The organism is Micromonospora sp. WMMD737, assembly GCF_049179055.1.
Classification (GTDB): Bacteria; Actinomycetota; Actinomycetes; order Mycobacteriales; family Micromonosporaceae; genus Micromonospora; species Micromonospora reichwaldensis.
Map to the genome: position 1 here is coordinate 2238512 of NZ_JBMHMH010000001.1, position 25891 is coordinate 2264402.

Genomic DNA, 25891 nt, shown 5'->3' on the forward strand with positions numbered 1-25891 from the left:
GTCGGTGCGGCGTCGTAGAAGGCCCGCTATGATCGCTGCGATCTGTGGAGCGCCGGGAAGTCTGGTCGGCACCGTGACGAACCGTTCCCACCGGAGGCCTCCGTGCTGCTGCTCTGCTTCGCCGTCGTCCTGCTGGCTGCCGTGCTGGTGTCGGCGCTGGCCCACCGGACGATCCTCTCCACGGCGGCTCTGTTCCTGGTGGCCGGGTTCGTCCTGGGTGAGGACACCACCGGCGTGCTGCACCTGCGGGCCGACTCACCGATCGTGGCCCAACTCGCGGAACTCGCGTTGTTCGCCGTGCTGTTCACCGACGGCATGCGGGTCGGCTGGGCCGACCTGCGCTCGGCCTGGCGGCTACCGGGACGGGCACTCGGCTGGGGCCTGCCGCTGACCCTGCTGATCACCGCGGCGCTGGCGCACTACGTCGCCGGGCTGGACTGGCCCGAAGCCCTCCTGATCGGCGCGATCCTCGCTCCGACCGACCCGGTGTTCGCCGCCGCGCTGGTCGGCAACGACAAGGTCCCCGCCCGGTTACGGCACCTGCTCAACGTCGAGTCCGGGGTCAACGACGGCCTGGCGCTGCCGTTCGTGGTGCTGCTGCTCGCCGTGGCCGCCGGTTCCGACGACCTGCATCTCGGTGAGCTCACCACGGAACTGGCGCTCGGACTGCTGATCGGTGTGCTGGTGCCGCTGGCGGCGATCGCGCTGGAACGAACCCGTTGGTTCGCCGCCTCGGCCGCCTACGCCCCCCTCAACGGGGTCGCGATCGGGCTGCTGGTGCTGGCGTTGGGCAAGGCCACCCACGGCAACCTCTTCCTGGCCGCGTTCGCCGCCGGGATCACCGTGGCCACCTTCGGACCTCGACAGCGGGCCACCTTCGAACATTTCGGGGAGAACGTCGCCGAACTGCTGAAGCTCGCCGCGCTCCTGGTGTTCGGGGCGCTGATCTCGGTGAAGTTCCTCGGCGAGATCTCCTGGACCGGATGGGTGTTCGCGGTACTCGCGATCGTGGTGGCCCGGCCGGTCGCCCTGGGGATATCGTTCCTCCGCTCGGGGCTCGGCCTACGCGAGCAGGCTGCCGCGATGTGGTTCGGCCCCAAGGGCTTCGCATCAGTGGTCTACGGGCTGCTCGTCCTGGAATCCGGCATCGCCGCCGCAGACGAGGTGTTCCACCTCGTGGCACTGACGATCGTCATCTCGATCATGGCGCACTCATCGACCGACGTCCTCGTCGCCCGAGCCTTCGACGAAGGCCGAGAAACCCCGAACTGGCACGGCGCACTACGACGCGCACGGCGGCGCGGTCGCGACAGCACCTCCGAAGCAGCTCTACCTCTCTCCGACCAACCCGGTGACGAACGGGACCAGGGCGCCCCGCCGAACGGCTGATCCCGGTTCTCCTCGACCATCCTCCGGCCGTCGTACCAGCATTCTCTCCGTGGCCGCTGCCACCCAGCCGGTCGCGTCCGCCGGGCTGCGATTCGTCATGCGACTGTCACGGGGCCGCGCGATGGTCGCCAAGCCCCTCTGGCACGGTGACAGGTCACCGGGCCACGAGGGGAAGGATGCGATCGTGACGGGACCACTGACACCTGCGTCGTACGCGCTGCCGCTGGTGGAGGTACGCCTCACTCAGCTCGACCTGGCCTGCCTGCCGGAAACCGGAGCCGTGTTCGACCGGCTGTTGGCCCTGCGCCCCGAGCAGGTCGTGGTCGACCTGGCAGGGTGCCGATACATCGATGCCGCCGCCATCGGCCTGCTGCTCGACGTGCACCGACGCCTGACCTCCACCAACGGGGTCCTCGTCGTGCGTAACCCGAACCACCGCATCCAGCGTATCCTGCACCATACCCGCCTGACGCAGGTCCTCCCGATCGTCGGCGAAAGCCCGCCGGCTACGCGCGACCCGGCGCCAGAGAACGAGCCGCGGACAGCGGCGCCGGCGCTGGTCGCCCTGGGCAGAGCCCGTGTCAAGCACGCGGGTCCGGCCAGGCTCTGAAGGTTCCACCGCCGACTGCCGCGCTCGAAGAGTGGGCAGTCGGCGGTGATGACCGACGACCGCCGCGGTGTCCTACCGCTGGGGCCGGCGGGATCGCCCGAGGCTCAGAGAACGCCGCCGATACGGCCACGCCAGCCGCTAAGCACGTCGCCTGGGTCGGTGTCGAGCACCCGTTCCAGCAGCGTGGCGTAGGTGTCCCGGAAGTCGGTGGTGAATTTGAGGTCGCCGTCGTCGAGGTCGGTGAGGCTCGGCGCTTCGCCGTAGATCCCGCCGCGTACCCCGGAGCCGAGCAGCAGCATGTTCGAGGCGGTGCCGTGGTCGGTGCCGTCCGAGGCGTTCGCCCGTACGCGGCGGCCGAACTCGGAGTAGACGACCACCACCACCTTTCGCCCTGCCTCGGTCCGCGCCATCCGGTCCACGAAGCCGCTGACCGCCCGGTCCACCTGCCCGAGCAGGACCTCCTGTAGTTGCTTCTCGTCGGCATGGGTGTCGAAACCGCCCAGGGACACCGAGAAGACCCGGGTCGAGACCTCGGCCTCGACACACTGGGCCACCAGGTCCAGTTGGGCGTCGAGCGGGGTACGGGAGCCACCGGTCGCGGTGGCCGGGGCGGCTTCGCCGTCCGGTTCCTGGTCGGCCGCCGCCTCGGCGTCGCGTACCTCGCGGATCATCTGATCGACGCTGCGCAGGTCGGCGAAGCACGCCGCCGCACGGGCCCGGGCCGGAGTGTCCTCCGGCGCGGCGGCGGCGAGGTCGGCGATCGTGGCCTCCGGCAGCACCCGGGACGCCTTGCGTTCGGTCACCGGCACCGACGCTCCCGCACCGCGCTCCCCGGCCAGCAGCGGCGGCATCGCCGGTTCGAAGGAGACCGCGAGCCGGGGGTCGCCTCCGGCCCGGTCGAGCCAACGCCCGAGCCATCCGGTGTTGCCGGGCCGCTCGGGTTCGGCGGTCTGCCAGATGTCCATCGAGCGGAAGTGACTGCGGTCCGGCTTCGGGTAGCCGACGCCCCGGATCACCGCCAGCCGGCCCTCGCCGTGCAGCCGGTGCAGGCCGGTGAGCGCCGGATTGAGCCCGACCTCGTCGGTCAGCCGCTTGACCTGCTCTGCGGTGTACGCCAGCTCGGGCCGGGCGTCGCGGTAGGCGGGGTCGGCGTACGGGACGACCGTGTTCAGGCCGTCGTTGCCGCCGTAGAGGGTGACCAGCACCAGGGTACGTGCCTGCGGGTCCCGGTCGCCCGAAGTGGCGAGCAGATCGCTGAGGCGGTACCCGGTAGCCCCGGCCGCCAGGCCGCTCGCGCCGACCACCCCACTGGCCACCAGGAAACGCCGTCGGGTCAGGGTGTCCATGCTCTCGTCTCCTCTCGGTCAGCAGACCGCGTACTCGGGGCTGACCAGACCGGCCACGATCAGCTTGCGCGGTTGGTCGGCCAGCGGGGTCAGGGCGGCCCGGGTACGGCCGCTCCAGCCGTCGACCACCAACAGCCGGGCCAGCGCGTCCGGGCGACCGGCAGGTGGCGCGGCCGTCAACCGGGCCAGCACCGCTCGCGCTGCCGCGCCTGCGACCGTGTCGGCCAGGCGCAGCTTGGCCTGCACCGAGGAAGTGGTGAGCCAGGCGGTTCCCGCTGGCCAGCCGCCGACGCTCGGTGGCCGCAGCGGCACCTGGTCCATCGCGCTCAGGCCGGCGAGCAGTCGCTGCTGGACATCCTCGGGCAGGTCCGCGGGCCGTACGCCGAGCTGTCGCAGCGCGCCGACCAGCCACTCGACCGGCTGCTTGACCAGGGTGTCCCGGGTCTGTGCGAAGGCCGGGGCGGTGAAGATCCGGCGCAGCGTGGTCGCCGTGTCCGGGCCGGCCAGGTCGGCCGGCGGCTCCTGCGCTCCGGCGAAACGGAACCAGAGCCGGCCGGCCACGAACCGCGCCGTCTCCGGCCGCCGCGCCAGCAGCATCGCGTACGACGCGGCGTCGAAGTCGGCACGCTGGCCGAGGATCGTCTTCGCGCCGGAATCGTGTCGACGGGGTTCGAACCGGGCCGCCCCGGCACCACGGTCCACCACCCAGCCGGTGAGCGCCCGCGCGCCCTGCTTCACGTCCGCTTCGGTGTAGCCGTTGCCATGGCCGAGGGTGAACAGTTCCATCAGCTCACGGGCCAGGTTCTCGTTGGGCGCCCTACGGGTGTTCCGCTGTCCGTCGAGCCAGAGGATCAACGCCGGATCCCGGACCATCGCGTCCACCAGCGGCGGCAACGGTCCCCGCCCGTGGCGCCGCAGCGTCTCCAGGTGGCGGAGCATCAGGGAGGCGGACCTGACCTTCCGCTCGCTCGTGGCCCAGTGCCCGTGCCAGAAGAAGAGCAGCTTCTCGTCAAGTTGGTTCCCGGCGGTGACCATCCGGTCCAGCCACCAGCGGATCAGCCGCAGCGTCTGCTCCCGGCGCTGCTGGTTGGCCTGCTGACGCTGCTCCCGAGTGGAATCCCGCGTCAGCCGCGCGGCCGGGTCAGAACCAAGGTTCGGCAACGGGATGGCCGTCCCGCCCTGGACGTCGCCGGGCGGCGCCAGCAATCGGTCAAGAGTGCCCGCCACCCCGGCCCGCACCGCGTCGTCCACCTCGTCAGCAGTCGGCCCGAACGTCGCCCGACGCAACAGGTGCGCCACCGCTTCCCGCTCAGTCATGTCAGCCGACACTAGCCGAACCATGTTCGAGACCGGTAAATGCCCGGTACGGGTGCGGTATGAGCCGGGCCTCCCCGCACGAGACGGTCCTGTTCGACCAGCCCTTCCGTGACAACACCCCGAACGGGCTCTATCCCGGTCTCGCCTGAGTCGCTGGGTTCGGATCCGTTCGGCCGCAGCGACAGCGCGCTCGTGACCTGCCGGATACGCCGGGCCGCAGGTGCCGGCGGGTTCAGCGGTGGTGTGCCTAGCGGTCACCGGGGCGGCTCGTGAGGCCGGGCGTGGCAGCCGGCGCACTGACCGCGGCGTCGATCACCTTCCGGTCAAGGCTGACCTGTGCGGTGCCGGTCCCGCCGATCCGGATGTCGTCGTACGCCTTGAGCTGCCGGTCCGCGCCGAAGTAGAGCACCGACATGGCCAGTGGCGTCGGCTCTTCGCCCTCGAGCCCTCGCAGCCCCGCCCCACCAGTGGACCCCTGCACGGCCAGTCGCGTGGTCACCTCACCGGTGGGTGGCAGCGCCGTCACCTCGCGGCGGTGCGTGTGCCCCGCCAGCACGATCGGCGTGACACCGTTGAGCGCAGCGGCGGAAGCCGGGTCGTGCACCAGCGCGATGTCCACGGGCGCGTCCTGGGCCCGGATCGTGGCGGCGAGGCGTTCCCCGGTGCCCTCGACCGTCGTCGGCGGCTCGTCCCAGGGACCGGCGGCCTCGTCCCGTTTGTCGGGAGTGAAGCGGGGATCGGCGATACCCGCGATTCTGAGCCCCGCGACGAGGGTGACGGAGTTGTCGAGCACGACCGCGTTGGGCTGGCTGGCTACGGCGGCAGCGGTGCGGGGCGAATCGTGGTTGCCGCGGATGTATACGTAGGGCACATCGAGCTGACCGATCATGGAGACGTAGTTCGCCTCGGGTTCGCTGCCCCAGTCGGTGATGTCGCCGGTGTCGATCACCGCGTCGATGTCGTACTGCTCGACGACGGTCCTGATCACCGGCCAGGCGGCCGGGTTGAGATGCAGGTCCGAGACGTGCAGCAGTCGAGTGGTGTCCGGGGACGCCTGGTAGATGGGCAGGCTGGACACGCTGGCGTACAGCTTGCCGACGTTACCCACCAGCCGTTGCAGCTGCTCGGCGTACCGGCCGTAGTCGTCGGCAATCCGCTGCGCGTCGCCGATCAACGCGGGTGCGTTGGCCAGCAGCCCCTCGTAGCGCGGCTCCGCCAACGCCTGCGGTCGCAGCGTCGCGGCGGCGGTGCCGAGGGTACCGCCGGTGATCAGCAGCGCCAGCCCGCCGGACCAGGCGACCCGACGGAGCGACCGGAAGGTCACGGCCGCGAGTAGCATCGAGGCCAGGACAGCCACCCCGAGCGTACGCAGCCCGAGGCGCACCAGCGCGTCCCGGAGGTCCTGCGGTGCGCTCTCCCCGGCACGGGCGAGAGCCGCGGGATCGTTGATCAGCGCCTCGGTCCGTCGTTGGTCCAGTGAGTCGAGGCGTACGGTCAGCTGAGCCGGGCCCTCGTGGCTGTCGAGGAAGAGTGATCCCAGGGGTGGCACTGCCACCTCGGTGCCTCCGTCGGTGGCGACGGTCATGTGGAACGCGACCCGGAACGGGCCCACGTCGCTCTCGCCCCGGCCGCCCAGCAGGACACCGACCGTGACGCCTATGGCGGTGACGGCCACGAGCGCGGCCCCGGCCATGAGCCGCCTGACCCATCGCGAGAGCACGAGTCGAGACATACCGGGCCCGATGCCTTTCAGGATCGACATCACGTCGCGGTGGCGCGATCGACGAGCACCGGAGTGTCGGGTCACGGTCGGGATCCGATCTGTAGCTCGGGAGGGGCGGCCGGAAGCGCAGCACCGACTGCGGTGCTGACCGGACACACGCCTTGCGTCTCCGCGGACTTACCCAGAACCTGCATGTATGCAACAATCCCTGCGGCTGCCACGCTACCTGGACGACCGCGGACCGGCCAGGTCCACTCCGAGCTCCGACAGTCCGGCAGGCGCGGAGCTGCGATCACCCTGTCTCCGGCGCGGGCGGACGAACGACGCACCACGACGGTCCATCACGACCTAACACCCCCTGCCCACACGCCCTGGGCCTGGCGATCCCGCCGGTGATCGCGCTGTCGACCGCTGTCACGGCCAAGGGCGGCATCCTGGTCAAGGACCGCCTCGCCCTGGAACGGATGCGCATCGCCGACACCGTGCTGTTCGACAAGACCGGCACCCTGCCCCGCGGCGAACACGTCGTCTCCGGCGTCGCCGCGACCGCCGGCAGCAGCGAGGCCGACGTGTTGGCCGTTGCGGCGGCGGTGGAGGCCGACAGCGAGCACCCCTCGCCCGGGCCATCGTCACCGCCGCCGCTGACCAGAGCGTACGGCGCACCGCGACGGGGTTCCGGTCACTGCCCGGCCGTGGGGTGCGCGCCGAGATCGACCAGGCCAGCGTGGTCGGCGCCCTGGCCCTCGAAGACCAGGTCCGTCCCGAGGCCCGACAGGCCGTCGCCGATTGCGGAGGCAGGGCATCCGCAAGATCGCGATGATCACGGGTGACGCCCGCTCGGTCGCCGAGGCGGTCGCAGCCGATCTCGGCTTCCGCCCGGATGAGGACGGGGTGTTCGCCGAGGTGCTGCCGGCGGACAAGGACGACGCCGTAGCCGAACTGCAGAAGCGCGGACTGCGGGTGGCGATGGTCGGTGACGGCGTCAACGACGCTCCTGCGCCGCGTTCACCCGCGCCCCGCGAGTGCGTGAGGCGTGGCGATCGCAGGATCGGCTGGGATCAGCCGACGGCGGCACGTCACCGTGCTGCTGGCTTGCACTGTCATCGGGCTGGCCGCCATGCGAACCCTCGGCCGCTTCCGGTGGCAGACACCGGTGGAGAGCCTGCACTGGTGCCGCGACACCGCGCATATCGTCGCTGATGGGCTGCCGCGGGGGACTCCGGTGACGTTGGACGGGGATCCCCATCCTGATGGTCGTTGACGCGCCGTGGCCGCCGTTTGCCGGTTCCGGTAGATGGGCAATTCACGGGTCATGACCCCAGCGCTCTGGATCGGTGTGTGTGTCGCCTTGTTGGCGGGAGTCGTCGGCGTGCCGTTGGCCCTCGGGATGTTCCGTAAGCGCGATCGCTGATCCGCCGCCGTCGGTGAAAGGGGCGGAATGAACCGTGCCGTTCACCTGCCGTGATGACTGGCGGCGGTGTGCCACTGCAGTGCTCCTGTCGCAGGGCGGCGCGCAGGAACGCGACGGCCTGGTTGATGGCGGCCTAAGCGGCGCCGGTCCCGGTCAGGGCGTTAAGCATCACGAAATCGTGAATGATCCCCTGGTAGCGGACCGCGGTGACCTGCACGCGGCGCGCAGGTTGTTCGCGGAACGGCGGGCTCTGCACCTCGTCCACGGCCTTGCCGTCGACCCCGCTCCTGCCCGATGGTGGCGAAGAACGCCGGGTTCGCCGTCTCCACCAGGTGCGCCGGCCCCGCCAGCGACGCGAAGACAGCGATGGGCTGCCCGAACAGCGCCCGCAGATCCTCCTCCCCCGCGTGCTCGGCGACCGCCGGATCCACCCCGGTACGCCGGTGGTCCGGTACCGCTGTCATCGCGGGTTCGGTGGGCAGCTTGTAGTACCGCCGTCCGGCGGCTGGTTGCCCAGCACGCCGTGGTTGTGGGCGTACTGCCCGGTCAGGAACGTGCTGCGGGACGGGCAGCACAGGGGATAGGACACCACACTGTTGTCGAAGGTGGTGCCCGCAGTGGCGAGCAGCGACCGCACCTTGGGCGGTACGGCAGGGCGGACACGTTCATGCCGTCGACCATGATGACGACGACGTTGGGCTTGGCCGTGGCGACGCCGACCGACGTGCTCGCGGCGCTGGTCGACGCCCGGGCGGTGCTGGTCACCGCCGTCGTGGCGATGCCGACCAGGGCGAGCAGGGCGGCGATACGGCGGTGGCGGCGGGCACCTGTGGACAGGGAACTCCTTCTGGGCGCAGGGCGACGTCGTTCGCGGGCCCGCGTCGACGGGCCGGGCGACCGTGCCGGGAGGGGGATTACGGCGTCGGAGCAGCCGGTGTCGGGTGCTCAGCCGATGCGACAGCGGGCAACACCGACCCGCATCAGATCCACGTGTAGCCGCCTCGTGAGGACGGATCCGCTTCGCATGCCACTGAGTAGAGCATCGAAAGTCGCCCATGGCAGTATCCCACTCACTTGGTAGGAATAGCGGGCCTCGGATCCGCGGTTCCGGACGTCGCGGGCCCGGTCCGGCCGGCTTCGTCGCGGCGTCCGGCGCCGATCGAGCACCCGATCGCCAACCGGCTCAGGTCGCGGTGTCGCCGTGGCGTCTGATCCATCCGAGTACGGCGGTGGCGGCGCGTTCGGGTTGCTCGAGGTGCGGAAAGTGGCCGGTTCGTTCCCATACCTCGGCCTTGTAGTCGTCGGTGAACAGGGCGCCCTGGCCGTCGGCGAGGTGCGGTAGCGCGCATCCGTCGTCCGCCCCGGTCACATAGAAGGTGGGCACGGCGATCGGGTCCTCGGGTACGGCGAATCCGCCGGCCCGGTACATCGCCACGGGCGCGGGCATGCTCGCGGCGAGGGTGCGCTTGACGTGGGCGAGGTGTGCCGCAGACGGGGTGAAGCCGCGGGCCCAGCGTCGCCAGAGTCGGTCGATGTAGGCGAAGTCATCGCGGGCCACGCGCCGGTCGGCGTAGGTGGCGAACTGGAAGAAGACGATGTAGCGGCTGGCCCACAGCTGTCGCGGGGAGCGTCGGGCGTTGCGTCGGGCGTACGCCGGGTGCGCGCCGGCGAACAGCACCGCGGAGGCGATCCGCCGGGGTGCGCGGGCCAAGGCCGGGTAGGCGAGTTGTGCCCCGAAGTCGTGGCCGACGAAGTGGACCGGGCGGTCGGGCGACAGCTTGTCGATGACGGCGAGTAGGTCCGCGGCGAGGACGTCGAGATCCAGCGGACCCTCAAGTGTGGAGGGTGCGTAGCCGCGAAGGTTGACCGCCGTGACGCGGTAACCGGCGGAGGCGAGGCTGCCCGCCAGGGCGTCGTAGGTCGACGCGTCGTCGGGGAAGCCGTGCAGGCAGACGACCTGTGGGCCGTCGTGGCCGAACCGACGTACCCCGAACGCACCTCGGGGAGTCTCCAACTGGTCGAACTCGGTCATGCCACCATCCTTCCCTCAGCCGTGGGCGTCCGCGTCCTTATCCCGCCGCTCACCCCGGCTCGAGCGTCGGGCGCACCGGCGCCGATCCGGCGACCTCGGACCAGGGCAGCCGTCCGGACCGGCGCAGGCGGGTGGCCAGAGTCTCGCCGTCGACGAACTCCATGACCAGGAAGGGCGCTGGTCGCCTACCCAGGCGCCGCTGCTCGCCGTAGTCGTACACGCCGGCGACATGGGGTTGTCGAGCCCCGCCGCGGCGAGCGCCTCACCGCGCAGCCGCCCCCGCGCCGCCGGGTCGTCCAGTAACTCCCCGGAGAGCATCTTCACGGCGACCGTACGCTTAACCGCAGCTCGAAAGCGCGCCAGAACACCGCCATGCCACCCTGCCCGACCGGTTCGTCGAGCCGGTAGCGCTGGTGCAGGAGTCGCATGGTGATCGTCGCCCGGCGTCGGCGCGGTCGTGGCTAGCTTTCGTTCCGGTCGCGCCGATGTTTCCGTCGACGCAGGGCGTTACCCGGCGCCGGTGATCCAAACTCCTGCTCAGTCGCACTCTCGCCAGCAGCGGGGATCGTCACACAACCGTCATGGGTTCGCGGTGGTGCCGTCACATGCCGGGGAAGTTCTTCGACAGGCGACACGACGGAGAGGAGGTTCGACGATGGGTGGATGGCACGACCGGATGCGTCCGACGCTGACGGTCCTCCCGGTGGCGGTCCTGCTCGTCACGGGATGTACGAGCCCACCCGCGGGTCCGCGGCCAAGCCCCGAGCCCTTGCCCATGACCCGATCCGGCACGGTCGCCCGGGCGGAGGTGGGCGACAGGCTCACCGTGACCGCCGCCGTCGACCGGGTCATCACCGACACCGCGTTCGTCGTACGCGACGCCGACCTGACCGACGGGACCCTGCTCGTGTTGACGACGGGCGCGTCGGTGCCGGCTCCGCCACAGCTCGTGACCGTGCGGGGCACCGTGGTCCGGTTTTCCCACCGAGACCTGAGCGACCGCTACCGCCTCGGGTCTCCGGGACCGTACCGGGCCTTCGAGGGTGGGCGGGCGCTCGTCGCGCAGGAGTTGACGGTCCGGGATTGAGCCACCCCGACGCGGCGGTCAGGCCCTGCGCGGCGTGCCGACCCGAGCGGTCTTCCGGCCGCCCACTCGTCGAAGAAGCAGCTGCTGGTCGGTGTCGGCGCCCGCGGCGTCGGCCTGCTCGGGCTCGTCGGCCAGACGGGTTGCGCCGGCTTCACCGTCATCCGCGCCGCGATCGGCGCCGACCTCCATCAGCCTTCCCGCTAGCCTCTCCCCCGCACCAGACGTTTCCGGGATTCCGCCGCCTGCGGCAACCTATGGTGGGAGCGACGCGACGGACACCGGCCGGTCACCGCCGGGGACGATGGGCGAGCAGCATGGATCGGTTCCTGGAGGCAGTCTGGGACACGAGCAGCGTGAGCGGTCGCCTCGTGACCAGCGTCGTCCTGATCGTGCTGGCCATCGTGCTCGCCGCCGTGTTCGGCCGCGTCGCCACCCTGCGCATAGCTGACACCACCAATCGCTATTACCTGCGAAAGGCGGTGCACTACCTCACCGTCGTGGCGTTGCTGTTCGCGCTGGCGCTGCTGTGGCGGCCGTTCGCCGGTCGGGTCGGTGTGGTCTTCGGCCTGCTCGCCGCCGGTCTCGCGCTGGCCATGCAGGAGGTCATCGGCGCGTTCGCGGGGTGGGTCAGCATCCTGACCGGGCGGCAGTTCCGCGTCGGCGACCGGATACAGATGTGCGGGGTACGCGGCGACGTCCTGGATATCACCCCGCTACGCACCCGCATCCTGGAAAGCGGCTCCTCCTCCGACCCGGAGTCCTGGATCCGCGGCCGCCAGTACACCGGGCGGGTGGTCTCCCTGTCCAACCGCTTCGTGTTCAGCACGCCGGTCTACAACAGCAGCACCGTGCTGGACCACCTGTGGGAGGAGCTGACCCTGCCCGTCCCCTACGAGGCGGACTGGCACCTGGCGGAACGCATCCTGTGCGAGGAGGCCGAAAGCGCCTCGTCAACGGTTGAGGCGCGGCGGGCCATCGACCAGATGCGCCATCGTTACCCGGTCGCCGAGGCGGAGGTCGATCCGCGCGTGTTCGTCCGCGCCACGCCCAACTGGGTCGAGCTGTCCGCACGGTTCGTCGTGCCGGTACGCGCCGCCCGACAGGTGAAGGACCAGGTAACCCGGCGGGTGCTGGACCGCTTCGCCGAGAACGGCATACGGGTGGCGTCGGTGACGCAGGACATCACCGTCCGCCCGCCCCAGGCGACGGCCACCGGCGCCGCCTCGGATGGGCGCCGGTGAGGCGTTTACCGCCGGGCGTACCGGCTACCCTGCCGGATCACGATGATCGGCAGCCGTTCCGGCGCGATGCTGCCCCGGCTGCGCCGCTCCCGCGGCGACGACGAACCGCACCAGCCCACCACCGCTGCGACGGAGCTGGCGAGGGCTCGGCGACTCCCCCGCACCGGCTGGTGGCCTGCCCCGTCCGGCCCACGTGGTCCGCGAACGACGACGGACGGTACGCGTGCGCGTCGACGGCCTTCCGTACGGCACCCTCTTGACCATTGTCATCGACGACATTCGACTCGTCGCCAGCCAGCAGCCGCGCGTCACGCGATGTTGGATGCCGTCCTGCGCGACCACGCGAACGTCGCGCTTCCCGTTCATCGGTCCGCGATCGAGCGTCGGCTACCGCCGCCGGCCGTCGACAGCCCCCTGCGATGCAACTCCGCCGAGCAGGCCGACGGTGGAGAGCCATGTCGGGCGATCGGAGCGAGTTCACCAGCCGAGACCACGGGCAAGCCCTGCTTCTGCCGCGCCGACGCCGCCAGCACCCCTGGTCCGCGCTTCGCTACCGACCGTGGTCGACGGCGTCGGCGAGGCTGCTGCCGTCGCCCAGCCGTGACCTGGTCAGGACGCTGAAACTTCCGTCGGTCTCCAACACCACCGCGGCGAGGTCGTGGAGGTCGCCCATCCCCTGGCTACGAGCGGCCTGCCGGACCTCACCCTCCGTGACTCTACAGCGCCGCATGGTGGCGTGCCGCAGTTGCCCGTCGCGTAGCAGGATCGTCGGTTGTGCCTTGAGCATCCGCTGCGCCGGCGGCCAGCGCACGCCGAGCAGCGCGACCGCGTACTGCAACGCCACCAGCAGCGTCAGCGCGAGGATTCCCTCCACCAGGGAGACGTCGCGCGACAGCAGGATCGTGGCCAGGGTGGACCCCAACGCGACAGTGACCACCAGATCGAACGCGTTGAGCTTGGACAGGGTTCGTTTACCGGACAGCCGAAGGATCAAAACCAGCACCGGGTAGACGACCATGGCGACGACGAGCAGCCGGAGCAGGTCGGCGGGGTTCTTCAGCACCATCGCAGTGCCGTACCCGCGATGTCCGCCTGGCACACGGAGGGTGGCCCAACGAGCGCTTGCGTCGGTGCCCACAGCGGTGGCCGCCTTCGACCTTACTGCGGCGTGACTGCGGTCAGCGGAAGGGTTCGGTTGTGTCGCCCCGCCGCTGCCGTTCGTGGCCGGTCCGTGCCGGCGGCGGGGTGAGCTGGTGGCGCAGGGCCGCGATCTCGGCGCGGAGGACGGCGATGTCCTCGCTCGTCGCGACGGCCGGCTGCCCCTTGTCGGAGACCCGCTCGACGATCCAGGTGGCCAGCGAGCCGGTGACGAAACCGATCAGGCCGATACCCCCAACCATGAGCCCCAGGGCGACGAAGCGCCCGGCGGCGGTGACCGGGTAGTGGTCCCCGTAGCCGACGGTGGTGATGGTCACCGCCGCCCACCAGAGAGCGTCGTCGAACGAGACGATGTTGGCGTCCGCGGCGGACTGCTCGGCGTCCAGCACGGCCAACGCGGATACCAGGACGAGCAACATGGTGGTCACGCCGACATAGATGGCGAGCCGACCCCGGGCCCACGTCTCTGTTTTCCGGCTGAGGGTTAGCACCACGGTGACCAGCCGCAGTGCCCGCAAGGGCCGCAGGACGGGCAGCACCAGCACGGCCAGATCGAACAGGTGGTCGCGCAGGAACCGCCGCCGCCGCCCGGCCAGCGCCAGACGTACCAGGAGGTCGGCCCAGAACGCCAGCCAAATGATCACGGTGGCGAGCTCGCATGTCCGCTGCCACTGCCCACCCATGTCAGGCCGGAGGATCGGCGCCGCGTAGACGACGAGGAAGACGACCGACAGGGCTGTCAACGGGAGCGCTGTCCGGCGTTCCCATCTCGCCGCCTTATCAGCGGGCCGCGCGCGGTTCATCGCCTGCATGACCGGTTCCACTCCGACGTTTTCGTGTATGCATGCAATCATCGGCCGGTGGCACTCTACGTGGGAAGCGATACCTCGTCGACTCTCGGCGGGGAGGATCTGGTCGACGGACTCTCGGCCCTCAGCCGCACCATGGTGGGAATCACCGCTCGGACCCTGGCGACCCTGGATGTCGAGGTCACCCTGTCGCAGTACCGGACCCTGGTCATCCTCGCCGCGCGAGGCCCGCTGCGCACCGTGGACCTGGCGGCTGCGCTGCACGTGCACCCGTCCACGGCGACAAGAACCTGCGATCGTTTGATCCGCCGAGGTCTAGTCGCCCGGCACCACCGGCCCGCGGACCGGCGGGTCGCCCTGCTCTCGCTCACCAGCGCCGGCAAGACGCTGGTCGGCGATGTCATGCGGCACCGGACCGAGGAGATCCGACACCTCGTACAGGCCGTCGCCACCAGTCCGCAGACGACCGCCGAGCTGATCAATTCACTGGTGATCGCGGCCGACGAGCCCACGGAGGAAGAGTGGTGGCACCGTTGGGAGCGGTGTGTCGTGTTGCCCCAGGTAGCGCCGTCGAAGAATGTAAACGGCGGATGATGTAACCGCTGGCTGTCGCGGCGGACTTCGGCGTCGACGTCGAACACGGCGCGCAGCAGGGCGGGGGTGAGCACGTCGGCGGCGACGCTGCCGTGCTGCAGGAGCACGAGCCGGTCGCAGTAGCGGGCGGCGAGGGCGAGGTCGTGCAGCGCCACCACGACCGTCTGCGGGTCCGGGCGATCAGGTCGAGCTGGTGGCGTACGTCAAGGTGGTTGGTGGGCTCGTCCAACAGCAGCGCCCAGCTGCGTTGGGCCAGGGCACGGGCGAGGTGGGCGCGACTGGCGCTCGCCGCCGGACAACTGCTTCCAGGGTCGCTCGGCCAGCGGGACGAGATCGAGCCGGTCGAGGGCGGCGGTCACGATGGCCCGGTCGGTGGCGTCCGGGCCGCGCCAGCGGGAGCGGTAGGCGGTGCGGCCGAGCATCGCGACGTCGGCGACGCGCAGGTCGCTGTCGGTGTCGGTGTCGGCGCTCTGTTCGACGAATGCGGTCCGGCGGGCTCGCGGGGGAGCCGACCAGGTCACGATGTCGGTGCCGTCGTAGCGCACCACGCCCGCTGTCGGGGTACGCAGGCCGGCCAGGCAGCGCAGCAGCGACGACTTGCCGGAGCCGTTGGGCCCGATCAGCCCGACGGTCTGGCCGGGCTCGACGAGCAGGTCCACGTCGCGCACGATGCCTTTCCGGCAACGCCCCAGCTCAGTCGCTCGGCGTGGATCCTCACAGCTCTCCCCGTCTGCGCAGCACCAGCAGGAACAGGGGTACGCCCAACAGCACGATGAAGACGCCGACGGGGACCTCCAGGGGCGCGAACGCGACACGGGCCAGCGCGTCGGTCCAGACCAGGAACGCCGCGCCGACGACGGCACAGACCGGCAGCAGCAGCCGGTGCGTCGGCCCGACCAGGAAACGCACCCCGTGCGGCACGATCAGCCCGACGAAGCCGATGGCGCCGACCGCAGCGACGGCGACGGCGACGGCGGTGAGCAACGAGGTCGTCACCAGCAGCACCGCCCGGGTGGTGCGCACGTCGATGCCGAGCGAGGCGGCGGTGTCCGTACCGCGCGCCGGCGCCAGCGAGCCGAGCAGCCAGTGGGTCAGCGCGCGGGTGCTGTCGGCGTCGCCGTTGGACATCAGGATCAGCGAGGTCAGCGCGGTGAACAGCTGACCCACCACCACGCCGGTCAGCACGATCCGCGTCGAGTGCAGGCCGGTGCGGCGCAGCAGCAGCAGGCCGAAGGAGACCAGCGCCCCGCAGAACGCGCCGCTGGCGACGCCGAGCTGCGAGCCGGCGAAGCCGAGCAGTACCACGCCGACGGCTCCGGTGGAGGCGCCCGACGACACGCCCAGCAGGTACGGGTCGGCCAGGGCGTTGCGGGTGAGGCTCTGCAGCGTGCTCGGTGACGTACCGGACGACAGCCATGTCATGCGAGACGAACAGGTAGCCGATCCGAGCAACCAACGCACCGAATCGACCTCACGCGCGGCGGCCGGGTCATCCTGACCGGGCCGTCTCCGCCTGGCCGTCACGGCCGGTGGCGGTACCGTCAGTGCGGCCAACGCTGATGTGACGTGGCGGCGTGCATGGGGGTCCACGGAACTCCCGAATGATGGACGCAATTCTTCGTACGCATGAGCAAAGAACCAGTGGGTGCCATATGTCAAGGTCCGGCCCGGTACTGTTGAGCCCGTTGCCACGCGGACAGGCGCTCCCCTGACGACGGAGACTGGCCAACCGAAGGGAGTGCAGAACATGGCGCGGCCCAAAAACCAGCAGGAGCGGCGCCAGCACCTGCTGCAGGCGGCTCGACGCGCCATCGTCACCCACGGCCTGGCCGCAGTCCGGGTTCGTGACGTCGCCGACGCCGCCGGAATGGCCACCGGTTCCGTCACCTACTACTTCCGAGAGATCGAGCAGCTGTTCCAGGAGGTATACGCCGAAGCGGTCGACCGGTTCGATGCCCGCCGTATCGCCGCCGTCGAAGGTGTCACGGACCCGCGAGAGCGGCTGTTGGTGACGATCGGCTCGGGCCTGCCCACAGGCCCGGACGACGAGCTGTGCTGCTTGCTCTACGAATTCTCTCCGCACGCTCGCCGACGACGTGTTGACGCCTCACTGCGCCGCACGCTCTACGACCGCCAGGTGAGCTTGTACCGATCGATCCTTGACACCGGCGCCGGTCTCGGACGGTTCCACCTCACCGCGGCCTCGACCGAGATCGCGAGCAATCTCGTCGCGCTCGAGGATGCCTACGGTTTCCACGTGATCGCCCGGACGTCCATCACCCGGCAACGGGCCGAAGCGCACATCGTCGGCTACGCGGCGACAGCCACCGGCTGCGACCTTGCCCCCGCATCCGTAGCACACTCGCGCGGACACGAAGTTTCGTCGTCCTGACCCACGTGCCGTTGCGGGCACGCGGCAGCGGCCACCCTGTCGAACCCACAGAACGGGGGGCTCGCCCTACCGCCAGTCGCTCGCAGAGAGCCGGCCTGGGACAGGTGCTCCGCGGCGACCGTCCTCGACTCTGCTCCGCCCGCGCTCGTGGTATGCGCGCAGCGTGCCCAGCAGTCGCGGCGTACGCCGTGTGCCCACGAGGACGGATCTGCCGCGAGTGTTGGTCCCGCCCGTCGAGCAGCAATCCGGCGTTCTCCCCAGCCGGGGCGTCACCTCGACCAGACCATGCCTCATCTCCTGGTGCAGGCGGGGCGTGGACGAGCCACTCAGCGCGCCCGGCAGACCTTGACTAATCTCGATCTCCGTTCTTTACTGCGGCGTACGACGAATGACATCGTCGCCATAGCCGGCATGAGCCAGAGGAGGCCCCATGAGGTCAGTACACCGGAAGTTGAGCGCCATGGCGATCGCGGTCACCACAGCAGCGAGCGTCGGAATGGTCGCCACGCCCGCACACGGTGCCACGGGTGTACGGGCGGCGGTCGTGAACGCCGCGAAGGCCTACCTGGGCACGCCGTACCGCCTTGCCTACGGCTGGACATGCGGCACGCGGGCGGTGGACTGCGAGTGCCTCAACAGACACGCCATCTGGGATGGGACCAAGGCCGCCACAGGCCGCGGACTGCAGCTGAACTACTGGTTGCAGGGCCAGATCAACCAGGGCCGCCGGGTCAGCTCCCCGCGCCCGGGAGACCTCGTCTTCTGGGACACCGACCCGAACGACGGTATCCGCTACGGCGGCGACCTCGACCACACCGGCGTCTACATCGGCAACAACCGGGTCATCGACGCCAACGCCTACTACGGCTACGTCAAGAACGACAGCGTCACCCTCAACGGCACCGAACCAAACCCGCTGTTCATCGACGTGCTCACCCCCAACGGCTACTGACGGCACACGCCCTGCTCCGCGTTACGGGTCGGCGCCGATGATCATTAAGGGGCATCGGCGCCAAGCACGCGGCACTTGACAGCAGGCGTTGTCGGTGACACGGAACGAGGCTGGGGCGCGAGCTCGGCAGTTCGGTACGATCCCGCATCAGATCGCGGAACTCGTACGCGCGCTCACTCACCTGGGCGACCGGCTTCGCCCTGCCTCCAGGGGCAGGCGGAGTCACGTAGGAACGCCACTGTGCTGAAGATCAGCAGGAAAACCTAACGCCTGCCGAGTATGCACTTCGACGCTACTTCTGTTGGGTGATCGTGGCGGCTTCGATTCCGTTGCTGCGCATGTTCCCGGTCACCACGACGGTGTCACCGGTGCGGAGGTTCTTGAGCGCGCCGGGTAGCCGGACCTGCGTACGATCGTCCGTCTGGACGGTGACCACCTCGCCGGACTCACGCCGGATCTTCATCGTGTCTCCGTCGATGTCGGTGACGGTGCCGGTGGTGGCCGGGGTGCCGGTGGCGGCCGGGGAAGCGGGGCCACCGCCACGGGCACCGCCGCCGCGCGCCCCACCGGCGGGTCCGTCGACCGCCGCCCCGCGTCCCGCCGGTGCGGGCCCGGAGTCCGGTCCGTATGTCTGCTGCGCCTGGGCGCCGCCGGCGAAGCCGCCGACGACCAGCAGGGCTGCCATGAGCCACGGGGTGGCCCGATTCCGCCAGGGGCGGGGTCCGGCGGCGAGAGCGGTGTCCAGATCGGTCGTCATGCTTCACCTGTCATTCGTAGCGGAGTGCGTCGATGGGGCGCAGGCCGGCGGCGCGGCTGGCGGGGACACTGCCGAAGAAAAGCCCGATCGCGACGGAGACGCCCAAAGCCAGCGCGACGGAGCTGGGCACGATCACCGGTTGCACGCCGACAACGGTGAACCGGCTGCCGACGAGCGCGGCGGCCACGCCGAGGCCGCCGCCGAGGACACTGAGCATGGTCGCTTCGGCGAGGAACTGGGTGAGGATCGTGCGCCGGGGTGCGCCGAGTGCCTTGCGGATGCCGATCTCCCGGGTCCGCTCGGTGACCGTCACCAGCATGATGTTGGTGATGCCGATGCCGCCGACGAGCAGGCTGATGCCGGCGACGGTACCGAGCAGGACGGTGAAGGTCTGCGCGGTTTCGGTGCGGGTCGCGAGGAGTTGGGCGGCGTTCTGGATCCGGTACGGCGCGACACCCGCACCACCCCCGCCTCCACCACGGCCGGTGGCGGCGGTGCCGGCCGGCAACTTGAGGCGCTGGTTGAGGATCTGGGTGACCTGTTGCTGGGCGGCGTTCACGCGGTCCGGCCCGGTGGCCTCGACGAGGATGGAGTTCACCGGACCGTACCCGGTGAGGGTTTGCTGCACGGCGGTGAGCGGGGCGACGGCGAGGTCGTTGGGGTCGGAGAAGCCGGACGCCGAACTCTTCTCGGCGAGGACGCCGACGACCCTGAACAGGGCACCCCCGACGGTGACCTGCTGCCCGACGGGGTCGATGTCGGCGAACAGTTCGGTGGCGACGGTACGCCCCAGCACGACCACCCGCCGACCCTGGACGACATCCTGGTCCGTGAACGCGGCGCCGACGGCGAGTGGGCTGTTCGACGAGCCGAAGTAGGTCGGGTGGGTGCCGAGGAACTGCGTCACCGGGTGCTCGGTCCCGGCGTGGGTCATCGTCGGCGCGGTGCTGACCACCGGTGAGACCGCCCGGACGTCGGGGGCGAGTGCCGGGTCGTGCAGGGACCGCGCGATGTCGACCGTGAGTGCCGACGGCGTCGTGCCGCCGCGGGCGGTGCTGGACACGGTGATGGTGTTGGTGCCCAGCGCCTCGATGCTGCGGTTGACGGCCTGGGCGGAGCCATTGCCGACGGCGACGAGCAGGATGACCGCGGCGACGCCGATGAGGATGCCGAGCATGGTCAGCGCCGAGCGCAACTTGTTGGCGGCGACGCCCCGGCCGGCGAAGCGGAGGATCTCCAGCAGGCTCACCGGGCACCGTCCTGTCGTACGTCGGTGGTGATCCGCCCGTCGAAGAGGGTGACCAGCCGGCGGGCGCGGGCGGCCACCTCCGTCTCGTGGGTGATCATCACGATGGTGCGACCGGCGGTGTGCAGCTGGTCGAGGATGGCCAGCACCTCCTCGGTGGAACGGCTGTCGAGGTTGCCGGTGGGTTCGTCGGCGAGGATCAGCGCGGGCTCGGTGACCAGGGCGCGGGCGACGGCGACGCGTTGCTGCTGCCCGCCGGAGAGCTGGTTCGGCTCGTGGTCGGCCCGGCCGGCGAGACCCACCATGTCCAGGGCCGCGATGGCCCGCCGGCGCCGCTCGGCTGGCTTGACACCGGCGTACGCCAGGGGCAGCTCGACGTTGGCCACCGCCGAGGTGCGGGGAATGAGGTTGAACGACTGGAAGACGAACCCGATGCGCCGGTTTCGGACCAGGGCCAGCCGGGCGTCGTCGAGCCGGCTGACGTCGACCCCGTCCAGCCGGTAGGTGCCGGCGCTGGGTACGTCGAGGCAGCCGAGAATGTTCATCAGCGTCGACTTGCCCGATCCCGAGGAGCCCATGATGGCCACGTAGTCGCCGGCCGCGACGGTCAGCGACACCCCGCGCAGCGCGTGCACGGTCGCCTCGCCCTGCCCGTACACCTTGGTCAGGTCACGGACGTCCAGCACCCGACGGGTCCGGGCCTCAGCGGTGCGGTGGGGGTCGCCGACCAGGTAGAGGGTCACCGGTTGCCCCGCCCGCCGCCGCCGGTCAGGCCGCCACCCGCCGGCCCACCGCGCCCGCCACCGGTGCTCGTGTCGGCAGCGCCGGTGCTGGGCAGCACGACCCGGTCGCCCTCGGTCAGGCCGGAGGTGATCTCGACGAGTTGGTCGCCCCGCAGGCCCACCTCGACCGGGCGGACGACCGGGGTGCCGTTGTCCAGGACGGTCACGGTGTTGCGGTTGCCGGCGCTGGTGACCGCGAGGGCAGACACCGCGACGACGTCCTCGGCCGTGTCGAGGGTGACGGTGACCTGCACGCTCTGGCCGGGCCGGGCGGCGTCGGGGCGGTCCTTCAGGCTCAGGGTGACGCCATAGGTCACCACGTCGTTGGCGGTGGTGGCGTTCGGGTCGATCGCGGCGAGCGTCGCCTCGGCCCTGGTGCCGGGCAGCGCGTTCCAGCTGACCGTGGCGCGCATACCCGCCTTGAGCCGGGTCGCGTCGGCTTCGGGTACCGCGGCGGTGACCTCCAGCCGGGTCAGGTCCGCGATCTGCACGAGTCCCCCGCCTCCCGAACCGGATGCGGTGCTGCCGGCCCCGGAGGCGCCGCCCCCGGTCGCGCCGCCGGTGGCCACGCCGCCCGCCGAGGTTCCGGAGTCCCCGACGCTGCCGTTGACGGCCACCACGGTGCCCGCGATCGGCGCGGTCAGGGTGGCGCCGTCGACCTTCTCCCGCGCGGCGGCGACCTTCAGCTCCGCCTGTGTCACCGCCGCATCCGCCTGGCTGGTGGCACCGTCGGTCTCCGCCGCCCGGTCCGCCGCGTCCTGCGCCGCGTCCAGGTCGGCCTCGGCCGCCGCGAGTTCCCGCTTCACGGCCGAGGCGTCGACCCGGGCCAACACCTGGCCCTTCTTCACCTGGTCGCCGACGGCGACGGTGATCTCCGTGATCGGCCCGGCGGTGGCGAAGGTCGCGCTCGCGGTCGCCGCGCTGCGCACCGATCCAGGTACGGACACCGCCGACGTCACCGTCGCCCGGCTCACCGGCACCGTCCGGGCCTCGCCGGCGCTCGCCGTCTCCGGTGCGGTGAACGCGGTGTACGCCCAGCCGCCGGCGAGCAGCACCGCCGCGGCGAGGCCGGCGTTGACGAGCAGGGACGGGCCGCGGGCAGGGAGGAGTCGTCGCACACGCATGTCCGACAGCCTGGATGTGGCGGCTCGGAGCGGACCCGGCGCAACCTCGGAGCCGGCTGGGAGTCCCGGTGGAGGTCTGCGGACAGCCGCCGGTGGTCAGCTACGCATGGTGCGCAGCAGGTCGACCAGTTCGTCGCGGTCGGGGGCGGACACCGAGGGCAGCAGGACCCGGAAGGTGGCACCCCGGCCGGGGGCGGTGAGCAGTTCGACCCGGCCCTGGTGTCCCCGTACGAGGGCCGCCACGATGGACAGGCCGAGGCCGGACCCGCCGCTGCCGCGGGTCCGGCTCGGATCAGCGCGGTAGAGCCGCTCGAAGACCCGTACAGCCTGGTCGGCGGCCAGGCCCGGCCCGTCGTCGGTCACCTCCAGCACCGCAGCCGGCGTGGCGGCGGGCAGCGGGTCTCCCACCGCCGTGACGGGCGGCGGTCCGGCCGGTGTAGCCCGCAGTCGCCCGGTGCGGACCGTCACGCGGGCCTGCGGCGGTGTGTGCTGCAGGGCGTTGTTGAGCAGATTGGCGGCCACCTGGCGCAGCCGGTGCTCGTCGCCGGTGACCATCACCGGTTCGAACCCGTCGTTGTCGTCGAGGGCCGCCAGGCGGATCCGCCGCTGGGGTGCGCGGGCGTGCGCGTCGCGGACGCTGTCGGCGGCGACGGCCAGCAGGTCGACCGGTCGGCGTCGCAGGGGGCGTTCGTGGTCGAGTTGGGCGAGCAGCAGGAGGTCCTCGACGAGCAGACCCATCCGGGCGGCTTCGGCCTCGATCCGAGCCATCGTCTCGTCCAGCGCCGGGCCCGGTGGCGTTCCGCCGCGACGGTAGAGCTCGGCGAAACCGCGGATGGAGGTCAGCGGCGTGCGCAGCTCGTGCGAGGCGTCGGCGATGAACTGCCGTAGCCGCCGCTCCGAGTCACGGCGGGCGGCGACCTCGGTGGAGATCCGGTCCAGCATCAGGTTGAGCGCCCCACCGAGCCGGCCCGGCTCGGTGTGCGGATCGGCGTCGGGCACCCGGCGGGACAGGTTGCCCCCGGTGATCTGCGCCGTGGTCTGCTCGATCCGGGTCAGCGGCCGAAGGCCGAGCCGGACCACTACGGCGGCGAGCGACGCCAGCAGCATCAGGACGACCACGATCACCACCGCGTCGATCAGCAGCAGCAGGTCGGTGGTCTCCTCCACCTCACGTAGCGACACCGCCAGCACCGCGATGCCCCGGTCGTCGCCGCGCTCGACCACCAGGACCCGCCAGGCGGATGCGCCCTCGGCGGCCTCGACGGTGTACGGGCGGGAGTCGGTGGCCCGCGCGGCCAGCCGGTCGTACGGCTCGACCACCGGGACCCTAATCGACTCGTCGGAGCGCCGGACGTCCTCCAGGCTGCCGTCCGGGCCGTACAGCAGCACCACCTGCTCCGGGCCGAGCCGGGCGCGCGGCAGCACGCGGGTGCGCTCGCGCGGGTCGTAGGACGGAGCGGTGTCCCGGGTGAACGGCCGGCTGACGGCGGCGAGTTGGTCGTCGATGCGGTCGGTGAGGGTCCGGCGCAGCAGCACCAACCCGGCGGTGTTCGCCACGACCAGCGCGAGCGCGGTAAGCGCCGCCACGACCACGACCAGCCGGGCCCGCAGGGTCCAGCGTCCCCAACGGCGCAGCCGCCGCCCTCGGGCGGCGCGGCGCCTACCCACCGTCACCCGCCCCCGGTGCGGGGCACCCGCAGCGTGTAGCCGACGCCCCGCACGGTGTGGACCAGCGGTGGGGTCTGCGCGTCGATCTTCTTGCGCAGGTAGTAGATGTACGACTCGACGATCCTTCCGTCGCCGCCGAAGTCGTAGTTCCACACCCGGTCGAGGATCTGCGCCTTGCTGACCACCCGGCCGGCGTTGACCATCAGGTACCGCAGCAGGTTGAACTCGGTCGGCGACAGCTCGACGACCCGGCCGGCCCGGCGGACCTCGTGGGCGTCCTCGTCCAGTTCGAGGTCGGCGTAGCGCAGCACGCCGTCCGGCGCCGGCGCGTCGTCGGCGCGGCTGCGGCGCAGGATCGCCCGGATCCGCAGCACCACCTCCTCCAGGCTGAACGGCTTGGTCACGTAGTCGTCCGCCCCGACGGTCAGTCCGGAGATGCGGTCCTCCACCGTGCCCCGCGCGGTGAGGAACAGCACCGGCACCCCGGCCCCCGCGCCGCGCAGCCGCCGGGCGACCTGGAAGCCGTCGAGGTCGGGCAGCATCACGTCGAGCACCACCAGGTCCGGATCGAACTCCTCGGCCAGGGCCAACGCCTCATGGCCTCCCCCGGCCACCCGGACGTCGAACTCGACCAGCCGCAGCGTCGCCGACAGCAGGGCACGGATGTTCTCCTCGTCGTCGACGACGAGCACACGGGTACGGCGATCAGACACGGTTGTCAGGTCTATCCCGGCAACCTCGAAGCGAGCTGGGAGCGACCTGTCCCGCAGCTGAGCGAGATCATCCGGTCGCGAGCAGCAGGTCACCCTCGGAGAGGCCGGACCTGATCTCCACGAACTGGTCCCCGCGGACACCGATCACGACGGCGCGTGGTTCGGCCGCGCCGGCGGGCAGTACGGTGCCCGAACCGTCGGGCCGCACCTCGACCGCGCCGGCCGGGACCCGCAGCACGTCCGCGACGGTGGCGATCCGGACCCGCACGGCGGCGCTCTGCCCGATCAGCAGATCGTCCGGAGCGTCGTCCAGCGCGAGCCGGACCCCGAACCGGACCACCTGACCGTCGCTGGTGCCCACCGGGTCCACCTGGACCACCTCGGCGTCCAGTTCGGTGCCGGACCGTCCGGCGGGGGTCACCGTGGCGGTCTGCCCCACCGCGATCTGCCCGGCGTCGGCTTCCGGGAAGGTCGCCGTGACCCGCATCCCGTCGACGACAGCCAGTTCGACGAAGCGCGCACCGCCGGACACCCGGGTTCCCACCGGCCCGGCCACCGACAGCACCCGGCCGGCGACCGGGGCGGTGATGGTCGTACCGGCCAGCCGGTCCTGCGCCTCGGCCAGAGCCAGCTGCGCGGCGGTCACCTGCTGGTGCGCCCGCAGCAGCGGGTCGGCGCCGGTGACGTTCCCGCCCGGCCCCGAACCACCCGGCTCCGTCGGGCAACCTCGCGGGCCCGCCGACGCCGGGGCCGTCGCGGTAGCCGCCGGCCCCTTCCCGGTTCCGCTCGGCGAGGGCTTGACGGGGGCGGCCGACGATCCTGTGGGAGTCGGTGTGGCCGACCGGGTGGCCGACGGCGAGGGCTGGTCGGGTTCGGGGCTCGGTGCGGGTGATCCCGTGTCGCCCGATGGCGTCGTCCGGGCGGTGTCACCCGCCGTGGCGGCGGCAGCCGCACCTCCCGCGCCGTCTTTCCGCGTGGCCGAAACGGGCGACGTGACGCACGCGGGGGTGTCCGGCTCCTCCTCGGCGTCGAGGTCGTCGAGCGCGGCGCGCGCGCTGGCCAGCGACTGCACCGCGCGCGTCACCTCGGCGTGGGCCTCGCCGTCGTCGAGTACCGCGAGCACCTGCCCGACGGTGACGTCGGCCCCCGGGCGGACCCGGACCTCCGTCACGGTGCCGGCCGCGGTGAACGCCAGTCCACGGTTCGCCGCGGGCTGCACCGAGCCGGTCGCGGCGACCGCCGAGGTCACCTCACCCCGGTCCACCCGTACGGTCGCCGCAGGCGCCGCGGTCCGGTCGGCGTCGCCGGAGAACGCGGCCGTCCCCGCCGCGACAGTGACCGCGACCAGCGTGGCGGTGGCGGCGACGGCGGGTACTGGCCGGCGCCGGACCGCCCGCCACCCGTGCGTGAGGATGCCCATGGCAGCGATCGTCGACCCACTTCCTGACAGGGGACTCGGCCGCACCTCGGAGTTACCTCACAGCCCGACATTCCGAGGCGACTCCCAGGCCAGTCGGAGCGATGCCGGAGGTTCATCGTC

At 71.4% G+C, this 25891-nt stretch carries 28 protein-coding genes; 9 read left to right on the forward strand and 19 right to left on the reverse strand.

What is annotated here, in order from left to right:
- Window positions 1-102 precede the first annotated feature (102 nt).
- Together ACN27A_RS08765 and ACN27A_RS08770 are read left to right on the forward strand one after the other, a co-directional pair.
- Window positions 103-1389: a cation:proton antiporter gene (locus tag ACN27A_RS08765; RefSeq protein ID WP_421451254.1), complete on the forward strand. Its 1287-nt coding sequence runs from the start codon at window positions 103-105 to the stop codon at window positions 1387-1389.
- A 49-nt stretch (window positions 1390-1438) separates the two neighbouring features.
- Window positions 1439-1999, forward strand: coding sequence for an STAS domain-containing protein (locus ACN27A_RS08770; RefSeq protein WP_421451257.1), 561 nt, complete (start codon window positions 1439-1441; stop codon window positions 1997-1999).
- A gap of 104 nt (window positions 2000-2103) precedes the next feature.
- Here the strand turns inward: ACN27A_RS08770 and ACN27A_RS08775 are convergent, their stop codons facing one another.
- The 3 genes from ACN27A_RS08775 to ACN27A_RS08785 form a co-directional block, all read right to left on the reverse strand.
- Complete coding sequence (locus tag ACN27A_RS08775; RefSeq protein WP_421451260.1) at window positions 2104-3345, reverse strand: DUF1501 domain-containing protein; 1242 nt, start codon at window positions 3343-3345, stop codon at window positions 2104-2106.
- Between the two features lie 18 nt (window positions 3346-3363).
- Window positions 3364-4662, reverse strand: coding sequence for a DUF1800 domain-containing protein (locus ACN27A_RS08780; protein WP_421451263.1), 1299 nt, complete (start codon window positions 4660-4662; stop codon window positions 3364-3366).
- Between the two features lie 247 nt (window positions 4663-4909).
- Window positions 4910-6424 carry a metallophosphoesterase family protein gene (locus tag ACN27A_RS08785; protein WP_421451265.1) on the reverse strand — a complete coding sequence of 505 codons (1515 nt, stop codon included), beginning with the start codon at window positions 6422-6424 and terminating at the stop codon, window positions 4910-4912.
- Window positions 6425-6777: 353 nt separating this feature from the next.
- On the opposite strand from ACN27A_RS08785, the gene ACN27A_RS08790 reads away from it, so the two are divergent.
- Both ACN27A_RS08790 and ACN27A_RS08795 read left to right on the forward strand, forming a co-directional pair.
- Window positions 6778-7215 carry a hypothetical protein gene (locus ACN27A_RS08790; protein WP_421451268.1) on the forward strand — a complete coding sequence of 146 codons (438 nt, stop codon included), beginning with the start codon at window positions 6778-6780 and terminating at the stop codon, window positions 7213-7215.
- Complete coding sequence (locus tag ACN27A_RS08795; protein ID WP_421451270.1) at window positions 7202-7585, forward strand: HAD family hydrolase; 384 nt, start codon at window positions 7202-7204, stop codon at window positions 7583-7585. The genes ACN27A_RS08790 and ACN27A_RS08795 overlap by 14 nt, the downstream gene beginning before the upstream one ends.
- A gap of 344 nt (window positions 7586-7929) precedes the next feature.
- Here ACN27A_RS08795 and ACN27A_RS08800 read toward each other — a convergent pair whose 3' ends face one another.
- The 4 genes from ACN27A_RS08800 to ACN27A_RS08815 all read right to left on the reverse strand — a co-directional run bounded on the left by ACN27A_RS08800 (window position 7930) and on the right by ACN27A_RS08815 (window position 10048).
- Window positions 7930-8061, reverse strand: coding sequence for a hypothetical protein (locus ACN27A_RS08800; protein WP_421451273.1), 132 nt, complete (start codon window positions 8059-8061; stop codon window positions 7930-7932).
- A gap of 195 nt (window positions 8062-8256) precedes the next feature.
- A complete protein-coding gene (locus ACN27A_RS08805; protein WP_421451275.1) occupies window positions 8257-8433 on the reverse strand; it encodes a sulfatase-like hydrolase/transferase in 177 nt (58 codons plus the stop codon).
- Between the two features lie 546 nt (window positions 8434-8979).
- On the reverse strand, window positions 8980-9828 hold the full coding sequence (locus tag ACN27A_RS08810; protein WP_421451278.1) for an alpha/beta fold hydrolase: 849 nt from the start codon (window positions 9826-9828) through the stop codon (window positions 8980-8982).
- Between the two features lie 49 nt (window positions 9829-9877).
- A complete protein-coding gene (locus ACN27A_RS08815) occupies window positions 9878-10048 on the reverse strand; it encodes a hypothetical protein (RefSeq protein WP_421451281.1) in 171 nt (56 codons plus the stop codon).
- 555 nt (window positions 10049-10603) lie between these two features.
- On the opposite strand from ACN27A_RS08815, the gene ACN27A_RS08820 reads away from it, so the two are divergent.
- On the forward strand, window positions 10604-10915 hold the full coding sequence (locus ACN27A_RS08820) for a hypothetical protein (protein WP_421451283.1): 312 nt from the start codon (window positions 10604-10606) through the stop codon (window positions 10913-10915).
- Window positions 10916-10933: 18 nt separating this feature from the next.
- Here ACN27A_RS08820 and ACN27A_RS08825 read toward each other — a convergent pair whose 3' ends face one another.
- Window positions 10934-11104 (reverse strand): hypothetical protein, encoded by a 171-nt coding sequence (locus tag ACN27A_RS08825; RefSeq protein ID WP_421451285.1) that lies wholly within the window; start codon window positions 11102-11104, stop codon window positions 10934-10936.
- Window positions 11105-11304: 200 nt separating this feature from the next.
- On the opposite strand from ACN27A_RS08825, the gene ACN27A_RS08830 reads away from it, so the two are divergent.
- Complete coding sequence (locus ACN27A_RS08830) at window positions 11305-12156, forward strand: mechanosensitive ion channel domain-containing protein (RefSeq protein WP_421451288.1); 852 nt, start codon at window positions 11305-11307, stop codon at window positions 12154-12156.
- 550 nt (window positions 12157-12706) lie between these two features.
- Here the strand turns inward: ACN27A_RS08830 and ACN27A_RS08835 are convergent.
- Window positions 12707-13222 carry a DUF421 domain-containing protein gene (locus ACN27A_RS08835; protein WP_421451291.1) on the reverse strand — a complete coding sequence of 172 codons (516 nt, stop codon included), beginning with the start codon at window positions 13220-13222 and terminating at the stop codon, window positions 12707-12709.
- A gap of 112 nt (window positions 13223-13334) precedes the next feature.
- Window positions 13335-14126: a potassium channel family protein gene (locus tag ACN27A_RS08840; protein ID WP_421451293.1), complete on the reverse strand. Its 792-nt coding sequence runs from the start codon at window positions 14124-14126 to the stop codon at window positions 13335-13337.
- A 48-nt stretch (window positions 14127-14174) separates the two neighbouring features.
- Between ACN27A_RS08840 and ACN27A_RS08845 the strand changes: the two genes are divergently transcribed.
- On the forward strand, window positions 14175-14717 hold the full coding sequence (locus tag ACN27A_RS08845; protein ID WP_421451296.1) for a MarR family winged helix-turn-helix transcriptional regulator: 543 nt from the start codon (window positions 14175-14177) through the stop codon (window positions 14715-14717).
- 203 nt (window positions 14718-14920) lie between these two features.
- On the opposite strand, the gene ACN27A_RS08850 is transcribed toward ACN27A_RS08845, so the two are convergent.
- Together ACN27A_RS08850 and ACN27A_RS08855 are read right to left on the reverse strand one after the other, a co-directional pair.
- A complete protein-coding gene (locus tag ACN27A_RS08850) occupies window positions 14921-15385 on the reverse strand; it encodes an ABC transporter ATP-binding protein (RefSeq protein ID WP_421451300.1) in 465 nt (154 codons plus the stop codon).
- A 46-nt stretch (window positions 15386-15431) separates the two neighbouring features.
- Window positions 15432-16139: a FecCD family ABC transporter permease gene (locus ACN27A_RS08855; protein ID WP_421451303.1), complete on the reverse strand. Its 708-nt coding sequence runs from the start codon at window positions 16137-16139 to the stop codon at window positions 15432-15434.
- 325 nt (window positions 16140-16464) lie between these two features.
- Here ACN27A_RS08855 and ACN27A_RS08860 point away from each other — a divergent pair, with 325 nt between their 5' ends.
- Entirely contained in the window at window positions 16465-17109 is a 645-nt protein-coding gene (locus tag ACN27A_RS08860) for a TetR/AcrR family transcriptional regulator (RefSeq protein WP_421451305.1), read from the forward strand.
- A 430-nt stretch (window positions 17110-17539) separates the two neighbouring features.
- On the forward strand, window positions 17540-18061 hold the full coding sequence (locus ACN27A_RS08865) for a C40 family peptidase (protein WP_421451308.1): 522 nt from the start codon (window positions 17540-17542) through the stop codon (window positions 18059-18061).
- Between the two features lie 292 nt (window positions 18062-18353).
- Here ACN27A_RS08865 and ACN27A_RS08870 read toward each other — a convergent pair whose 3' ends face one another.
- The 7 genes from ACN27A_RS08870 to ACN27A_RS08900 form a co-directional block, all read right to left on the reverse strand.
- The gene (locus tag ACN27A_RS08870) at window positions 18354-18818 is read right to left on the reverse strand and encodes a DUF5666 domain-containing protein (RefSeq protein WP_421451311.1); all 465 of its coding nucleotides are present in this window, start codon (window positions 18816-18818) and stop codon (window positions 18354-18356) included.
- Window positions 18819-18828: 10 nt separating this feature from the next.
- Window positions 18829-20067, reverse strand: a complete 1239-nt coding sequence (locus ACN27A_RS08875; RefSeq protein WP_421451314.1) for an ABC transporter permease — start codon at window positions 20065-20067, stop codon at window positions 18829-18831.
- Complete coding sequence (locus tag ACN27A_RS08880) at window positions 20064-20807, reverse strand: ABC transporter ATP-binding protein (protein ID WP_421451317.1); 744 nt, start codon at window positions 20805-20807, stop codon at window positions 20064-20066. Before ACN27A_RS08880 ends, ACN27A_RS08875 begins: the two co-directional genes overlap by 4 nt.
- Entirely contained in the window at window positions 20804-21970 is a 1167-nt protein-coding gene (locus tag ACN27A_RS08885) for an efflux RND transporter periplasmic adaptor subunit (RefSeq protein WP_421451319.1), read from the reverse strand. The genes ACN27A_RS08880 and ACN27A_RS08885 overlap by 4 nt, the downstream gene beginning before the upstream one ends.
- A gap of 96 nt (window positions 21971-22066) precedes the next feature.
- A complete protein-coding gene (locus ACN27A_RS08890; protein WP_421458407.1) occupies window positions 22067-23638 on the reverse strand; it encodes a sensor histidine kinase in 1572 nt (523 codons plus the stop codon).
- A gap of 2 nt (window positions 23639-23640) precedes the next feature.
- Window positions 23641-24351 carry a response regulator transcription factor gene (locus ACN27A_RS08895; RefSeq protein ID WP_421451322.1) on the reverse strand — a complete coding sequence of 237 codons (711 nt, stop codon included), beginning with the start codon at window positions 24349-24351 and terminating at the stop codon, window positions 23641-23643.
- 67 nt (window positions 24352-24418) lie between these two features.
- Complete coding sequence (locus ACN27A_RS08900) at window positions 24419-25771, reverse strand: HlyD family efflux transporter periplasmic adaptor subunit (RefSeq protein ID WP_421451325.1); 1353 nt, start codon at window positions 25769-25771, stop codon at window positions 24419-24421.
- Between the last annotated feature and the right edge of the window lie 120 nt (window positions 25772-25891).

What these genes read in the sequence shown, in the direction of transcription:
- ACN27A_RS08775 (WP_421451260.1), bottom strand. Translation starts at nt 3,345, where the DNA reads ATGGACACCCTGACCCGACGGCGTTTCCTGGTGGCCAGTGGGGTGGTC.
- ACN27A_RS08780 (WP_421451263.1), bottom strand. Translation starts at nt 4,662, where the DNA reads ATGACTGAGCGGGAAGCGGTGGCGCACCTGTTGCGTCGGGCGACGTTC.
- ACN27A_RS08785 (WP_421451265.1), bottom strand. Translation starts at nt 6,424, where the DNA reads ATGTCGATCCTGAAAGGCATCGGGCCCGGTATGTCTCGACTCGTGCTC.
- ACN27A_RS08795 (WP_421451270.1), top strand. Translation starts at nt 7,202, where the DNA reads ATGATCACGGGTGACGCCCGCTCGGTCGCCGAGGCGGTCGCAGCCGAT.
- ACN27A_RS08810 (WP_421451278.1), bottom strand. Translation starts at nt 9,828, where the DNA reads ATGACCGAGTTCGACCAGTTGGAGACTCCCCGAGGTGCGTTCGGGGTA.
- ACN27A_RS08820 (WP_421451283.1), top strand. Translation starts at nt 10,604, where the DNA reads ATGACCCGATCCGGCACGGTCGCCCGGGCGGAGGTGGGCGACAGGCTC.
- ACN27A_RS08825 (WP_421451285.1), bottom strand. Translation starts at nt 11,104, where the DNA reads ATGGAGGTCGGCGCCGATCGCGGCGCGGATGACGGTGAAGCCGGCGCA.
- ACN27A_RS08835 (WP_421451291.1), bottom strand. Translation starts at nt 13,222, where the DNA reads ATGGTGCTGAAGAACCCCGCCGACCTGCTCCGGCTGCTCGTCGTCGCC.
- ACN27A_RS08840 (WP_421451293.1), bottom strand. Translation starts at nt 14,126, where the DNA reads ATGCAGGCGATGAACCGCGCGCGGCCCGCTGATAAGGCGGCGAGATGG.
- ACN27A_RS08855 (WP_421451303.1), bottom strand. Translation starts at nt 16,139, where the DNA reads ATGACATGGCTGTCGTCCGGTACGTCACCGAGCACGCTGCAGAGCCTC.
- ACN27A_RS08860 (WP_421451305.1), top strand. Translation starts at nt 16,465, where the DNA reads ATGGCGCGGCCCAAAAACCAGCAGGAGCGGCGCCAGCACCTGCTGCAG.
- ACN27A_RS08865 (WP_421451308.1), top strand. Translation starts at nt 17,540, where the DNA reads ATGAGGTCAGTACACCGGAAGTTGAGCGCCATGGCGATCGCGGTCACC.
- ACN27A_RS08870 (WP_421451311.1), bottom strand. Translation starts at nt 18,818, where the DNA reads ATGACGACCGATCTGGACACCGCTCTCGCCGCCGGACCCCGCCCCTGG.
- ACN27A_RS08885 (WP_421451319.1), bottom strand. Translation starts at nt 21,970, where the DNA reads ATGCGTGTGCGACGACTCCTCCCTGCCCGCGGCCCGTCCCTGCTCGTC.
- ACN27A_RS08900 (WP_421451325.1), bottom strand. Translation starts at nt 25,771, where the DNA reads ATGGGCATCCTCACGCACGGGTGGCGGGCGGTCCGGCGCCGGCCAGTA.